The organism is Desulfosporosinus nitroreducens (genome assembly GCF_023897015.1).
GTDB classification, from domain to species: Bacteria; Bacillota; Desulfitobacteriia; order Desulfitobacteriales; family Desulfitobacteriaceae; genus Desulfosporosinus; species Desulfosporosinus nitroreducens.
Map to the genome: position 1 here is coordinate 17,791 of NZ_JAMHFY010000017.1, position 13,705 is coordinate 31,495.

Genomic DNA, 13,705 nt, shown 5'->3' on the forward strand with positions numbered 1-13,705 from the left:
AACCCCCACCAAAGTAGATAAGGAACACCCACTTAAAGTGGGTGTCTTGGAATTGATAAAGGACAACTGGAATTAGTCTTTAGGCAAAGGCAGGGTTGATTATGGAGTATCTATATCTAGCGATGTTTCTCCAGGAGCTTGGCAAGGAGATTAACGAAACAAATATACAAAGGATTTTTGCTGTTTTGGACATGGAGGCGGATGAGGCTAAAGTTCAGTTTTTGATCCCCGCATTGTCCGTTTTAACAACGGTTAATCGGAAAACGATCAAGAAAACAGCGGAATCTTCTCTTGGTCAGCAGATCAGTTATTTGCAGAAACGATTTGAGGTTTTGGAAAACTCTCTGACAAAAGCTAATGAGAAGAAGACATTCCCCAACTACGAGGAGTCGGGACCATTAGCAGTTAACGCGGACAAAGAAAAGGTGAAAGAGGCAGACGAACCTGAGCATGTAGTTAATACCTATCCTGTTGGGCATCTTGAAGACAAAGGACCAGAAACAGTGAATGAATCCTTTGGATACAAAAAGAAAGAGACTGTGCAGAAACAACCTGCCCGGTATGTGTATGGTATAGCCGATCAAGGAATAAAGGAGCATCTGGGACCAATAGGTCTGGATGGTAAGGAAGTTTATACAATTCCCTATAAAGACACCTGTGTTATTGTTCACGACTGCTCAGCTGAGCCTTACAAATCAGAGGATGAGAACGTAGTAAAGGAATGGCTGTTCACCCAGCAGGAAGTACTGGATTCGGTAGCGGAGAAGTTTGGAGTGGTGCTTCCGATGAGCTTCGATATGATCGTAGAGGGAAAGAACGGAAGTGATCCTGATCAAGGGGTAAGGGAATGGCTGGAAAAAAATTATGAGAATTTTCGCGTAAAGATGTCTGTTCTTAAGGACAAGCAGGAATATGGAGTTCAGGTCATTCTGGACACAGGCATTTTAAGTGAAAAACTCATTGCAACAGATGAAAAACTGAGAATCAAAAAGGCAGAGATCGATACTAAACCGGAAGGAATTGCCTATATGGAGAAAGAAATTTTGAAGGACCTGTTGAAGGAAAAGGTTGAGGAGAGTGCTGATCAGTACTTCCGGGAGTTTTACCACAGGATAAAAAAATACACAGAGGACATTGTCATAGGAAAGGCAAAAAAAGTTGGGGGAAATCAGCAAATGCTGATGAACCTGTCTTGTTTAGTGAAAAAAGACAGGGTCGGCGAATTAGGAAATGAGCTGGAGAAGATTGAAAACGTCGATGGTATTTCGGTAAGATTTAGTGGCCCCTGGGCGCCTTACAGCTTTGTCACTCCTGAAAAGGGGGTGACAAGCAATGGAGAAGACCAGTCTGAATAGTGGCGAAGAGATGATCTTAAAGGCTCAAGGCCACTTACAGTTTGGAGCCTCCTGGAAGCAGGGCCATTTTTTCCTTACTAACCGACGGCTATTTTTCACCCCTATTGCTAAAAAGCTATTTGAAGTCAGCCTGGATCAGATTACAGAAATGAGCATTGCCAAAAGAAGCTGGCTGCTGGGGGTGAGAGTGAAACAGTTATGTATTAGCTACAGCGCTGGCCTTGAGACGGAGCAAGTCTACATAACCTTGGCAGAACCCAAGAAATGGGTTGAGGAGATTAAAGAAAGTATGACACTTATGCTGGCCGAAAGGTGGAGTTACAATGGAGCCAACCCGGAGCTCCCAGGCAACACTGAATGACCTGCTGGATAGAATCCTTGACAAGGGTATTCTGTTAAATACAGACCTGATTATATCTGTAGCCGGGATTCCCCTCTTGGGTGTTAATCTCAAACTAGCCCTGGCAGGGATGGAAACCATGTTGGAATACGGTATCATGCAGGATTGGGATGAAGCCCAGCGTGCTGTGGCTATGAAAGAAACAGAAATTGATAGGCCTGCCCTGGGGAAAGATGAATATATCATTTTTTCTGTATTTGGAACCCACTGGTACAGCAAGGGGATCTATAACAGTTGGCGGGCAGGCACACTATACATTACCAATAAAAGGCTGATCCAGTTCAGGAAAATGCCCTCTGAAGTTTTATTTGAAGTGTACTATGAAGAGATCAAGGCGATGGCTCTTCGGGAAAGGGATCACTTCACAGGCAGCAGGCGTAAGGAGCTCCATCTCCTGTTAAGGGAAGACGACGTAGCTCAGCTGCACACAAAAGATTCCGAGGCCTTGAGAAAAGTCTTGGAAGACGCCATTAAAGCAAAGGGACTAAGCCTGGCAGAGAATCTTGCCTTCCCGGATAAAAAAGAAGTGCCGGGCGACTTTCTAGAGCAGGAGGAGGAGGTGCATCATTCGGGCCAGATGTGGCATCAGGTCTCCTTTTTGGCGGATGGAAACACGCGCTACCAATGGAAACCGGGACACTTATATCTCACGAATAAGAGGCTCTGTTGGTGGTATGATTTTGAAAGAAAGCTGCTTTTGGAGATTCCTTCTGAAAAGCTTCAACACGTTACCGTGCAAAATGTCCAGTTTGGAAGTGCACCAGTGGAGGAAAAGTCTCTGATTGTATTATATAAAGAGGGAAAAGAAAATAAAGTGGTCTGCTTTTCATTCAATGAAGCTTCCCTGCGGGAATGGGAGAAAGTGATTGGAGAACTGACCAAGGAGCATGAAGCCGGAAGAGGGATGGAAACATGTCCCAGGTGCGGGAGAAAAGCAACCAGAGCAGATTTGCTCGTAAACGGCTGTTCACGGTGCGGTTGGGTGAGTCACAGGATACAATAAGGGGAAAGTTTATAAGCATGAAGGGGGAGCAAACCGGGATGACAGGCGTGTATTTCAGTCAGGAAACTAAAATCTCCCTGAGAGTACAAGAAGCTGGGGCCAGAGAAGTGGGACGTGGTATTGCAAGAATGGATCCGGAGGATATCAGCTTGTTAGGTGTAGAGGTTGGTGATATTATTTCTATCTTCGGCAAAGAGGATGCCGCTGCCAAGGTCCTGCCAGCCCATAAGGAATACCGAGGTAAATCGATTCTCCAGATCGATGGAATCCTGCGCGCTAATGCTGGGGTCGGCATTGATGACGAAGTGGTTGTGGGAAAAAGCACATGCACTATAGCCCGTTCTGTTACTTTATCTCCAATCAGTGAAGACTGTAACCCCAATCAGAGATGGGATACCGAATATATAGGCAAATTGCTGGAAGGTTTGCCTGTGAGGCAAGGCAACCGGGTCCGGGTCGCACTTTTTGGCTCAAAATCTGCGGATTTTATAGTGACTAAGACGTCTCCAGGTGAGGTTGTACTGATCCATGCTTGTACAGCATTGGAAATTGAAAGTACTGCCGATGAGCGGAAAGGTAGAGTCCGAATTGCTTATGAGGATATCGGAGGACTTCATCCTAAACTACAGCGAGTACGGGAAATGATCGAGCTTCCCTTCAGATTTCCGGAGATATTTGAACAGATTGGGATAGCTCCTCCCAAAGGTGTATTGCTTTACGGCCCTCCGGGAACGGGTAAAACCTTGATTGCCCGGGCTATAGCCTCGGAAACCGAGGCCCATTTCATTGCAGTAAACGGACCTGAAATCATTCATAAGTTTTATGGAGAGAGTGAGGCCAAATTACGGGGTGTGTTCGAGGAAGCTGCCAGTAAGGCGCCTGCCATCATCTTCATTGATGAAATTGATGCGCTTGCGCCAAAACGGACTGAGGTATCCGGAGAGCTCGAGAAGAGGGTTGTCGGCCAGCTTTTAGCGATGATGGACGGACTGGAAAAACGCAAGCAGGTGGTGGTTATTGGGGCGACGAATATTCCTGATGCCTTAGACCCGGCCCTGAGGAGACCGGGCAGGTTCGACAGGGAAATCTCCATCAGTGTACCTGATAAAGGCGGAAGGAGAGAAATTCTTGAAATTCATACAAGGGGAATGCTTCTGGCGAAGGACGTTGATTTAGGAAAGCTTGCTGAGATCACACATGGATTTGTCGGAGCAGATCTGGAGGCTTTATGTCGGGAAGCAGGGATGTTTGCTGTCCGAGAGATTCTTCCGGAAATAGATTTTCACCGGAACTTTATACCCAAGGAGAGCTTACTTAGGCTGGGGGTCAACATGGACCATTTTACCTGTGCCATGAGGGAGATCGAGCCTTCTGCCATCCGTGAGGTATTTGTTGAGGTTCCAAATGTAATGTGGGAGGATATAGGTGGGTTAAGTGAGATAAAGGAAGCACTGAAGAAAGCAATTGAGTGGCCGCTTAAATATAGAGAACTTTTCGACCATGTAAAGAGTCGAAATCCGAAAGGTATTTTATTAGCAGGACCTCCCGGGACTGGTAAGACCCTCATCGCTAAGGCCGTGGCCTCTGTGAGCAACGCAAACTTCATTTCAGTTAAAGGTCCGGCCCTTTTTACTAAATGGGTGGGTGAGTCAGAAAAGAGATTGAGAGAAATCTTTAAAAAGGCGAAGCAGGCTGCTCCTTGTATAATATTTTTCGATGAGATTGATGCCATGACGAGTGCCAGGGATTCGGGGGCCTCTGATTCAGGTGTGGGTCAAAGGGTTATCAGTCAGTTGCTGACCGAACTTGATGGGGTAGAAGAACTGAAAGGCGTTGTTGTCCTGGCTGCCACCAACCGGATAGACCTAGTAGACCCTGCCCTCTTGAGACAGGGCAGGTTTGATCACATCTTTCAAATTTCTGCACCTGATGAGTTGGAGAGATATGAGATCTTTAAAATTCATCTGAGAGGCAGGCCCGTGGCTGAGGGAGTGAATATCGAAGAACTGGCAGGTCATACTGCCGGGGTTGCCGGTTCTGATATTTACGGCATATGTGAAAAAGCAGCGCTGATGGCTATGGATAGGTTTATCACAAGTGGTGAGGATTGCCTGGATAATTTGGTGATTAGTGCAGAGGATATGCATACGGCAATAAATAATGCAGTCCGTATTCTTCGGGAGCAATAAGAAAAGTTACTCGGAAGGCTTGAAGAATACCAAAGCTAAAAAGACATTTTTTTTCGTAGTGGTACTTGTAATGCCAATAGTTCAGATTGAGGACTGGATAAACCTAGTCTCCAATCTGAACTATTATTGTATTGTCTACAGAGAGTAACAGCAGCTAACAATCTTCCAGCGGATTCCTGACTTTATAGGGACGCATCATATCATTGTCTTCGTGGTCGAGAATATGGCAGTGCCAAACATAACCTGGCTCCGCGGCAGGATTGAAGGGAAATTGATTAAGGCCGGGGATTGAGACCACCTCGGCTTGAGGCGCGAATCGGATCCTGATCGTAGTTACTTGTCCGGGATAGGCTTGAATGGTATCTTTCCAGCCATCTTCATGAGCGGGTGGGTTAATTGGTCCATCCAGGAGGTAAGGTTCCACGGGTAACACTTTAGTTAGATGCTCAAACGGAGGCTCACCGTTTAGGGCTAACCAATCGCTCCTATATTTGTTAACCAAAAAGCCCTGACGACTGATCAACCGGAACTGAATTAAGTGGATGTGAATCGGATGAGCCCCTCCCGTTAGGTTGACGATTTGCCAGTCCTCGGTAGATCCTACTAAGGGTAGTTCGGAGGTAGGCATATGCCATTTCTGACCGTCCAGCAGAAATTCTAAGGGTCCCGTGGGGCCTAGAACCAGATTAAGAGTCAGGGTTCGTTTTTTTCTGTCACGTTTGAGTGGGTATAGAATATTCAAGATTTTTGGCAATGGTGGGGGTACGACAGCGGGCTTGTTCAGCACAGTAAACTGCATAATTTGGCCTGTTGTCTGGGGATCAGGTGGATTCCCATTAGGGAACGGAGCATTGGCAGTATTAGTCATAATTAATTTAGTGCCCGGTGTTAGCTGGGAGAAGTCTATAAGGATGTCAACTCTTTCGCTAGGCGCAATGAGCAAGGCGTCGAGCTGAACAGGTTTCGGCAGGTAGCCACCATCTGTGCCAATTTGCACAAATGGCATCTGATTTGAGAAGGCCATATTATAGAAACGATCATTGGATCCGTTCAAAATTCGAAAACGGTATTGCCTGGGTTCGACATCCAAATTGGGCCATACCTTGCCATTTACCATAATCGTATTACCTAAAAACCCTGGTATCCAGTAGGGATGAACATTCGGAACGAGTCCATTACTGGGATACGCCAAGGAGCCATCGTCAAAGAAGGATCTGTCTTGGATGACCATGGGTATCTCATATTTGCCCTGCGGCAGCACGGAATGCTTTTCATCGAGGTGATTTTGAGGGTCGCGTAATAAATAGAAACCGGCGAGTCCCATCATGACATTAAGTCGGGTCATGCCTATCGAATGGTCATGATACCATAAAGTCGTCGGTTCCTGCTCATTAGCGTAATGATACCGTGATTTAACAAAGGTTGGTCCGGTTATGGCTTCCCCGGCGGTAAACCATGCTTCGGGGAACCCATCAGATGATGGCTCAGTTTCTCCGCCGTGCAAGTGGGGCACCATAGGCACGGGACTTTGGGCTAAAGGAAATCCTGGCGGAAACGGTGGGAAGGGGGGCATAGGCATTTCCATTTTATTGGGGTTAGCCCAATGAAGAGTAGGATCTACAGCCAACGGATGGGGTTCGGTCAGGTTGTTAATCCATTGCACATTGATGGGAATGTGTCTTTTGGCTTCAAAGGTTGGACTAGGTGTAGACTTGAAATCAGGTATGATCTCATCTGTTTCAGGAATTCTGACTTTGCCCCCATAGCCCCATACGGTTGTTTCAGGAAAACCTTCCGGTAGAATTTGCTGGGTGAACTGGCTGACTGTCACCTTATAGTCGTGGCTTTTTATTTTACCGCTAATCGGGTGCTTAACAACTCTTGGCATAAAGACAGGCGGGACAAAAAATTGGTTTACAAACTTCGGAATAGTTGTCGGATCAAGGGGATTTGGCGCTAAACTTCCGGCTCCATTTAAATGAGTTTCCTCTGGGTCGCTTTCAACCTCATCTGCTGACTTATCTTCTTCACTGTTAACAGAGAAGGGGGGCTTTAGGTCAGCAGTGAATAATTCCGTAGCTGGGTTTTGTGAAGGATGGATACTTTGAGGGAAATTGAATACATTACTTGGATCATACTTAGTCTTGATGTCTTGCAAAACGTTCACGTATTGACCATAATAAGCCATTGGGTAATCCTTTAGTTTACTATACGGAAAGTTCACATATGAACCTAAAGTAAGCTTCTTAATATATAAAAAACCCTCTGCTACCCATTCCTTGTTGATTGGCGCTTCATCATTCTCTTCCCAGCTTGACGAAATGGCCATAATATAGTTTGCCTTCCTATAATAAAAAGCAGTATTATTCTTCATAACATCACCTACTGCTCCGCCTAATGAATAAACTTTAACAAAGGAATTGTAATCCGTAGGGGCCTTATCGATTATTTCTATGATTTCACATAATTCATGGTCGGGAAGATGCTCATACATAAATCTTCCTGTGTCCGTGAATTTCTCACTTTTCGGATATGTGTTTCCTATGGTGCTTACAGCATCAATAAAATCAACATACTCGATATTTTCAAACGTAATCCCCGGTATACTTAGGATAGGCTCTAATAGTCTTCTGGCTTCATCGGGCTTTCCATAGAAGAAAGCATACATTAATGCCCCTTGTTTATATACTCTGCCGAATGCACTCATTCTTCTATCCAAATCTTCTAACCATTCTTGCCATACACTCAAAAAGCTGAGCCTAGCAGGTTGATTGTTGTTCCACTTCAGTTGAATAAGGGTTATTTTATCTATTTTCTTTTTTAAGGTGAATGTGAAGGACGTGACAACCCCGAAATTTCCTCCGCCTGCTCCTTGTAATGCCCAAAACAAATCTGGATTGCAGTTGTGATTAGCTATTAATATATTACCTTTGGCATCCACCATTTCTGCTTCAATCAAGCTGTCAATGGTAAGTCCCAAGTAGCGGGTAGATAAACCTATTCCTCCACCTAAAACCAATCCGGAAATTGCTACTGTAGGACAAGTACCGCCCGGAAATGCATATCCGTATTCATATAGTATTGCATATAATTTTCTAAGCCTAGCTCCTGCTTGTACCTTTACTACGTCATTAAGAGTATCTATTTCTATATGATTCATTAGTGTCGTGTCGATTACCAGTTTCTCTGTTCCGGTTGAATAGCCTTCGTAGTTGTGTCCCCCTGAACGAATGCGAAGTTTTACTTGATTTTTTTCTGACCAAAGAATGGCATTGGCAACATCCTGATTATGAGAGCAATAGACAATTGCTAGAGGATATTCATCTATAGCTCTGTTGTACTCTTGTCTGGCATGTTCATACTCTGGATCAAAAGGCCATATAACCTTACCTGTTAATCCTTCTTGTTCCAAGATAAGCACATCCTCTCAGTTAAATACTTCTGTATAAATTATTCAGTAGCTAATACGGTCAATCTCTTGACCAAAACGAGGGTCTGGAACCCTGGACAAGGGTTTTCAGTGTCGAGGACAGTTGAATGGCATTTAGATCCAAATAAGAAATTAGGATAGTAGAGCTGGAAGGCGATGCCATTTCAAAAGCGGGGAAGAACAAACAATTACTATTTGCATTATTTAACCTTAACCGCTGCTGGTTGCCCAAAACGCTTTGGTATTCAAACCCAGAATAGAATATGCTTGTTTACTTAAGATTGCTACTGTTGCAAGAATCATAAAAGACAGGATACAAAGTGGCGAAAGCGTGACCATTATCGGCAACCCTTTGGGCTTTGAGAAGATCTCTCAGAGAGGTAAAGTAGGTCAATTTTATAATATAGAAAATATCCTGACCCAGGTTTTCGATATCAATATACCTATTAATCCTGGCAATAGCGGTAGTCCGGTCATAGATAATCAGGCCAAGGTGGTAGGTATTATCTTTGCCAGCACTAATATTGAAATAAATGGCGAATCAGAACTTCGGGCCTTAGCAATTCCTGTTCAGGTTTTGCCGTCGGAATAATTATCTCGGATATCACCCATCATTGGTTTATTTCACTTCAAAGCGGGTTCAATCAATACGAATTTGTGCAGATTTTTGGTGTAGGTGTCCGGGACATTATGTGCAAAATATGTCGAACAAAATTTGTGGGATTATCAATTGTAGTGGTGTAACATAAAGCAGTAAGTCGATATTAAGTGAATGCTTGCAGTAAGAAACATAGAGAGGTCTCGGTTTCCTTCTTCGCAACAGATTTAATTTCGACAATATAAGGATTAAAGAGTTACAAGTAGTGTATATGGAAGGAAGGGAAAGCGACATGAATTGGTTCTTAGAACGGTTAGAACCAAATTCGATAATCGGGATGACAGCGGGTGTGGATTTTTTTGATGGCTTAGGAGTTCTGTTACTGCGCAAAGGACAGCTGATTACGAAAGGGATAAAGGATCTACTGCAGAAGCGAGAAGTTTACGTTTGGAGAAAACAGGAAAACATAAGTCGTCCGTCTGAGATGACGAAAGCTTTTCCAAAAGATGTATACATAGAATTAGTGGGATCTTTATGGGGTATTTACCATGAAGCGAAGCTTATTCGACCTGAGCAAATTGAAAAAACTGTTGTGCTCGTAGAAACTATTCTAAAAGAGCTTAAACCTATAAATGTCTATCTGGGTTTAGATGTATTGCAATTAGACTTAGAGAACTTCAAACAACATGATTATGGAACGTTTGTGCATAGCCTAAATGTTGCTTTATTAGCAACAATTACCGGAATGCGTTTAGGATATAAAGAGAAGAGACTCAAATATTTGACCTTGGGGGCGTTGCTTCATGACTTAGGAAAGTTGAGGGTGCCAAAGGAAATCTTGAACAAACAAGGTAGTTTGACAGAAGAAGAGTTTGTTATTATGAAGCAACACCCTCTGTTGGGAGTAGAAATGCTGAAGAATACCCATTTATTACCTAGTGTGCTGGCGACTGTCAAAAACCATCATGAGCGTTGGAATGGAAAGGGTTATCCATACGGATTAATGGAGAACAATATTCATTTTGATGCTCAAATATTAGCCGTCACGGATGTTTATGAAGCATTAACTGCCGACAGGCCATATCGCAAAGGCTTACCACCGTACCATGCTCTCGAAATGATTCTGTCCTGGTCAGGGAAGGACTTTAACCCGATAGTCGTACAAGCTTTTAGAGAGTCCCTGGTTTTATATCCTGAAAATGCTATTGTTACCCTCAATACGAGAGAAGTGGGAGTGATTGCGGCAGTGCCCTTGCAACTTCCAACGCGACCTCTTATTCGTCTTTTATTTGATAGTAATGGTAGATTTCTTAATAAAGAGACATATATAGATTTGATGCATGATTTAACTCGTTTTATTGGGCATGTAGAGTTTAAAGAAGTGGGATGAACTATCAAAAGACTGTTTTGGACAAACTAGTTATATTAATCAAAAAAATCGGAGGTTAACGCGAACGTCATGAAAGAAGCCAAAAAAGCGGAAATCCAAATGAATCTGACTGAATTTGAAATGCCTCCTATGCAAGACGTTGTCATTGTGGGTCGTAATGCACCTATAGGACCTGAGGCATTAAAGAGGATGGTTGATGTCCTCAGCCCAGATCAGTATAAGATCATTAAAGTTGATCACCCAGTCATAGAAGCCATAGTAGTACGCAATGCTCTGATGAACATGATCCCCGAAGAAAAATTATGTGAGTTCATTTTAGAGGAAGGAGGGAAGATTGTTGATGAAACTACGATTATCAAAGCTCATGTCAATATAACTGTACACATCAGCAAATCGATTGATTTATGATAAATATTAGGCGAGTTGAACATATTTACTCTAAAGAATTCTACACAGTGGATGTATTGGATGGAGTTTCAAAGATAAGGACATTATTATCTGAAATTGAAAATGGTTGTTGTCCGGTAATGGATGATGGTAATCTGGTGGGAGTAATAACTTACAAGGAGCTCCTGAGAACACATCCCAACCGAATCATTGCAGATGCTATGAGAGGAAAACCGGTCACAGTTTCTGCTGAAATACCGCTTTGGCAAGCCAAAGAACTCTTTGACGAGACTGGTCTAGATGTCTTCTTAGTAGAGGAAAAAGGTATATTATCCGGTATTCTACCTCGAAACCTGCTCGAGATTCAACTAGGATCTCATATTGATTCATTGACTGGTCTTTATAAGAGTGATTACATATATTATCATGGTGTTCGACTACTTGAAAATAAGCAAGAAATCAGTATTCTTTTTTTTGACATAAACAATTTCGGTTTAATCGATAAAACTTTCGGTCATACAGTAGGGGACAATATTTTAATCGAAGTGAGCAAACTCTTAAGAGAAAATGCTCCTTCGGAGGCCTTTTTGTGCCGTTTTGGAGGAGATGAATTTGCTGTTTTATTACCAGCACACTTGGACACAGGTGCCGCATTAGCTTACCATCTGGCGGATATTATAGGCCGGCACAGCTTTACTTGCGGAATAGAGATAAGTATTTCAGCAGGAGTAATTGGGGGACGGCGGCATGAAGAACGTGCTGATGATCCATGGCACACAATGGAGCAACTGATAAATATTGCGAGTCTAAGGTCAACAGAAGCTAAAAAGACTAACGCAACACTTTCCATGGCAGAAATTCAGGTTGGAGATGAAATCGCCTAGGAAGAAAATTCAAGGACATATTATGACTACTCTCAATAGGTTCAGTTGATTTTAGAATGGTAGAGTAGAGCCTGAATAGGAGGTGAATTTATGTTCAATATTTTGGTAGTCGAAGATGACACCAACACACAAAAACTGATCTGCGCTGTCCTAAAGCGGGGAGGGTACAATGCTTTGGCGGCAAAAGATGGCCTCGACGCTTTAAGTATGATGGAAAGGCAATATTTTGATTTGATTATCTTGGATTTGATGATGCCAAGGATGAGCGGCTATCAACTTTGCCAAGAATTACGCGATGTAGGAGAAAATATTCCTATCTTGATGATTACAGCACAACAAGAAATTAAGGATAAACATAGAGGCTTCCTTGTAGGCACAGACGATTACATGACAAAGCCCTTTGACGAGCAGGAAATGCTATTTCGCATAAAGGCATTACTACGTCGGGCGCAAATTGTCAATGAGCACAGATTAACCATCGGCGGCACCACTTTGGATTATAATACGCTTACCGTCACTCATGGTGAAGATACAATTACCCTTCCCCAGAAAGAATTCTATTTACTCTTCAAATTGATGAGTTATCCAAATATGATTTTTACCCGCCTGCAATTAATGGATGAAATATGGGGACTTAATACAGAAACAGATGAGCATACCCTGAATGTCCATATGGGCAGGCTGCGCGACAAATTTAAAGATAACCCTGATTTTGAGATCGTTACTGTACGCGGACTAGGATATAAGGCGGTGAAGCAACCATAAAAAGAAGAATGAGTCTCGCTGTTTCACTGGTTGTATTTGTCTTTTTTGTTATGGCTTTGTCTGTTGTGATTGGTAGATTAGGTACATATTTACTGGACTATATTTTTGGCAGTAGATTTTTGGCAAATGGTTTTTTTGGATTTTTTGCCTTGTTGCTAGTAAGCGTATCGATTGGAACTTCTATCACCGCTCTTCTAAGCAGGTGGATGGTTAAGCCTGTCCGTAATCTGATTGAAGCCATTGAAGATGTAGCTAAAGGGGATTTTTCGGTTACGGTTAAAGGCAGCAACATTCCAGAGCTGGAGAGCCTTGCCGCGAGTTTTAATATAATGGTGCGGGACCTTGCAGGAATTGAAATGTTACGTCTTGATTTTATCAATAATTTTTCCCATGAGTTTAAAACGCCGATTGTTTCGATTAAGGGCTTTGCCAAACTTTTGAAAGAGGGCGGTTTAACCAATGAAGAAGCGCAGGAATATTTAGATATAATCATTCAAGAGTCCCAAAGATTGGCTGACCTTTCCACAAATGTCCTGAATTTATCAAAGGTGGAAACTACGGAGATCATTAGTGAGAAAGAGGTTTATGCGCTGGATGAGCAAATTCGCCGCGCTATACTTATATTGGAACCCAAATGGAGCGCTAAAAATCTGTCAGTAGATGTGGATTTGGAGAGTATAACCATTTATAACAATGCATCCCTGCTCCAACAAATATGGGTAAACCTCTTGGATAACGCTATCAAATTCACAGATAACGGTGGAAAATTGCAAGTCAGTTTAAGACGCATCAATTCATCAATACGGTTTTGTTTGCGGGATAATGGCCAGGGAATGGACGAGGAAACGAAACAACATCTCTTTGACAAGTTTTATCAAGGGGATACATCCCACACAACTATTGGGAATGGACTTGGACTGACGTTGGTTAAAAAAATTGTCGGCCTCTGCAGCGGACATATAGAAGTCGAAAGTAGTTTGGGAAAAGGTAGCGCCTTCACTGTTTTCTTGCCTTTGGGGATGCCGATGGATAATATGCGCAGCTAAAGCTGTTTTAATCATAATGCTTGGAGTATAAAAGTGCCTGCCAAGGGATAAATCATCCCTTGGCAGGCACTTTTGTCTTTTGCTATCCTGAAAGATATCCCCAAAAAGCAATCAGAAGAATGCCCCAACCCCAAAAGCAAAGCTTGGGCGACGAAGCTTCCCGACCCGGGAGCACTCTCTTTTTATTATCTGATGGTGTCGTTATGGCATGGGGGCCTATCAGAAAGTATAACTTTTCGTTGCATACTGCAAGAAGGG

11 protein-coding genes and 1 pseudogene are annotated in these 13,705 nt (G+C 43.1%); 10 read left to right on the forward strand and 2 right to left on the reverse strand.

The window, feature by feature from the left end; all coding sequences use genetic code 11:
• Positions 1 to 101 precede the first annotated feature (101 nt).
• From M8E35_RS17225 to M8E35_RS17240, 4 genes are read left to right on the forward strand one after another with little or no spacing between them, the layout of a single operon-like run.
• A complete protein-coding gene (locus M8E35_RS17225) occupies positions 102 to 1,355 on the forward strand; it encodes a GvpL/GvpF family gas vesicle protein (protein WP_252470567.1) in 1,254 nt (417 codons plus the stop codon).
• Positions 1,333 to 1,716: a hypothetical protein gene (locus M8E35_RS17230; protein ID WP_252470569.1), complete on the forward strand. Its 384-nt coding sequence runs from the start codon at positions 1,333 to 1,335 to the stop codon at positions 1,714 to 1,716. Before M8E35_RS17225 ends, M8E35_RS17230 begins: the two co-directional genes overlap by 23 nt.
• Positions 1,679 to 2,758, forward strand: coding sequence for a gas vesicle protein (locus tag M8E35_RS17235; RefSeq protein ID WP_252470571.1), 1,080 nt, complete (start codon positions 1,679 to 1,681; stop codon positions 2,756 to 2,758). Before M8E35_RS17230 ends, M8E35_RS17235 begins: the two co-directional genes overlap by 38 nt.
• Complete coding sequence (locus M8E35_RS17240) at positions 2,668 to 4,947, forward strand: CDC48 family AAA ATPase (RefSeq protein ID WP_252470573.1); 2,280 nt, start codon at positions 2,668 to 2,670, stop codon at positions 4,945 to 4,947. The genes M8E35_RS17235 and M8E35_RS17240 overlap by 91 nt, the downstream gene beginning before the upstream one ends.
• Before the next feature lie 154 nt (positions 4,948 to 5,101).
• On the opposite strand, the gene M8E35_RS17245 is transcribed toward M8E35_RS17240, so the two are convergent.
• Together M8E35_RS17245 and M8E35_RS17250 are read right to left on the reverse strand one after the other, a co-directional pair.
• The gene (locus M8E35_RS17245; RefSeq protein ID WP_252470771.1) at positions 5,102 to 6,877 is read right to left on the reverse strand and encodes a multicopper oxidase family protein; all 1,776 of its coding nucleotides are present in this window, start codon (positions 6,875 to 6,877) and stop codon (positions 5,102 to 5,104) included.
• 180 nt (positions 6,878 to 7,057) lie between these two features.
• Positions 7,058 to 8,368 (reverse strand): annotated as a pseudogene (locus tag M8E35_RS17250) (FAD-binding oxidoreductase); the annotation flags it as partial.
• A 247-nt stretch (positions 8,369 to 8,615) separates the two neighbouring features.
• Between M8E35_RS17250 and M8E35_RS17255 the strand changes: the two are divergent.
• The 6 genes from M8E35_RS17255 to M8E35_RS17280 all read left to right on the forward strand — a co-directional run bounded on the left by M8E35_RS17255 (position 8,616) and on the right by M8E35_RS17280 (position 13,447).
• Positions 8,616 to 8,969 carry a S1 family peptidase gene (locus tag M8E35_RS17255; RefSeq protein ID WP_289710893.1) on the forward strand — a complete coding sequence of 118 codons (354 nt, stop codon included), beginning with the start codon at positions 8,616 to 8,618 and terminating at the stop codon, positions 8,967 to 8,969.
• 298 nt (positions 8,970 to 9,267) lie between these two features.
• On the forward strand, positions 9,268 to 10,365 hold the full coding sequence (locus tag M8E35_RS17260; RefSeq protein ID WP_252470577.1) for an HD-GYP domain-containing protein: 1,098 nt from the start codon (positions 9,268 to 9,270) through the stop codon (positions 10,363 to 10,365).
• Positions 10,366 to 10,434: 69 nt separating this feature from the next.
• Positions 10,435 to 10,773, forward strand: a complete 339-nt coding sequence (locus tag M8E35_RS17265) for a hypothetical protein (RefSeq protein WP_229246236.1) — start codon at positions 10,435 to 10,437, stop codon at positions 10,771 to 10,773.
• The gene (locus M8E35_RS17270) at positions 10,770 to 11,636 is read left to right on the forward strand and encodes a diguanylate cyclase (protein WP_252470579.1); all 867 of its coding nucleotides are present in this window, start codon (positions 10,770 to 10,772) and stop codon (positions 11,634 to 11,636) included. The genes M8E35_RS17265 and M8E35_RS17270 overlap by 4 nt, the downstream gene beginning before the upstream one ends.
• Positions 11,637 to 11,726: 90 nt before the next feature.
• Positions 11,727 to 12,401 (forward strand): response regulator transcription factor, encoded by a 675-nt coding sequence (locus M8E35_RS17275; protein ID WP_252470581.1) that lies wholly within the window; start codon positions 11,727 to 11,729, stop codon positions 12,399 to 12,401.
• An 8-nt stretch (positions 12,402 to 12,409) separates the two neighbouring features.
• The gene (locus M8E35_RS17280) at positions 12,410 to 13,447 is read left to right on the forward strand and encodes a sensor histidine kinase (RefSeq protein ID WP_252470583.1); all 1,038 of its coding nucleotides are present in this window, start codon (positions 12,410 to 12,412) and stop codon (positions 13,445 to 13,447) included.
• Positions 13,448 to 13,705: the final 258 nt, after the last annotated feature.

Bases quoted from the DNA above. Each gene is read 5' to 3' on its own strand.
- M8E35_RS17225 (WP_252470567.1), top strand. From the start codon at position 102: ATGGAGTATCTATATCTAGCGATGTTTCTCCAGGAGCTTGGCAAGGAG.
- M8E35_RS17230 (WP_252470569.1), top strand. From the start codon at position 1,333: ATGGAGAAGACCAGTCTGAATAGTGGCGAAGAGATGATCTTAAAGGCT.
- M8E35_RS17235 (WP_252470571.1), top strand. From the start codon at position 1,679: ATGGAGCCAACCCGGAGCTCCCAGGCAACACTGAATGACCTGCTGGAT.
- M8E35_RS17240 (WP_252470573.1), top strand. From the start codon at position 2,668: ATGTCCCAGGTGCGGGAGAAAAGCAACCAGAGCAGATTTGCTCGTAAA.
- M8E35_RS17260 (WP_252470577.1), top strand. From the start codon at position 9,268: ATGAATTGGTTCTTAGAACGGTTAGAACCAAATTCGATAATCGGGATG.
- M8E35_RS17265 (WP_229246236.1), top strand. From the start codon at position 10,435: ATGAAAGAAGCCAAAAAAGCGGAAATCCAAATGAATCTGACTGAATTT.
- M8E35_RS17270 (WP_252470579.1), top strand. From the start codon at position 10,770: ATGATAAATATTAGGCGAGTTGAACATATTTACTCTAAAGAATTCTAC.
- M8E35_RS17275 (WP_252470581.1), top strand. From the start codon at position 11,727: ATGTTCAATATTTTGGTAGTCGAAGATGACACCAACACACAAAAACTG.
- M8E35_RS17280 (WP_252470583.1), top strand. From the start codon at position 12,410: ATGAGTCTCGCTGTTTCACTGGTTGTATTTGTCTTTTTTGTTATGGCT.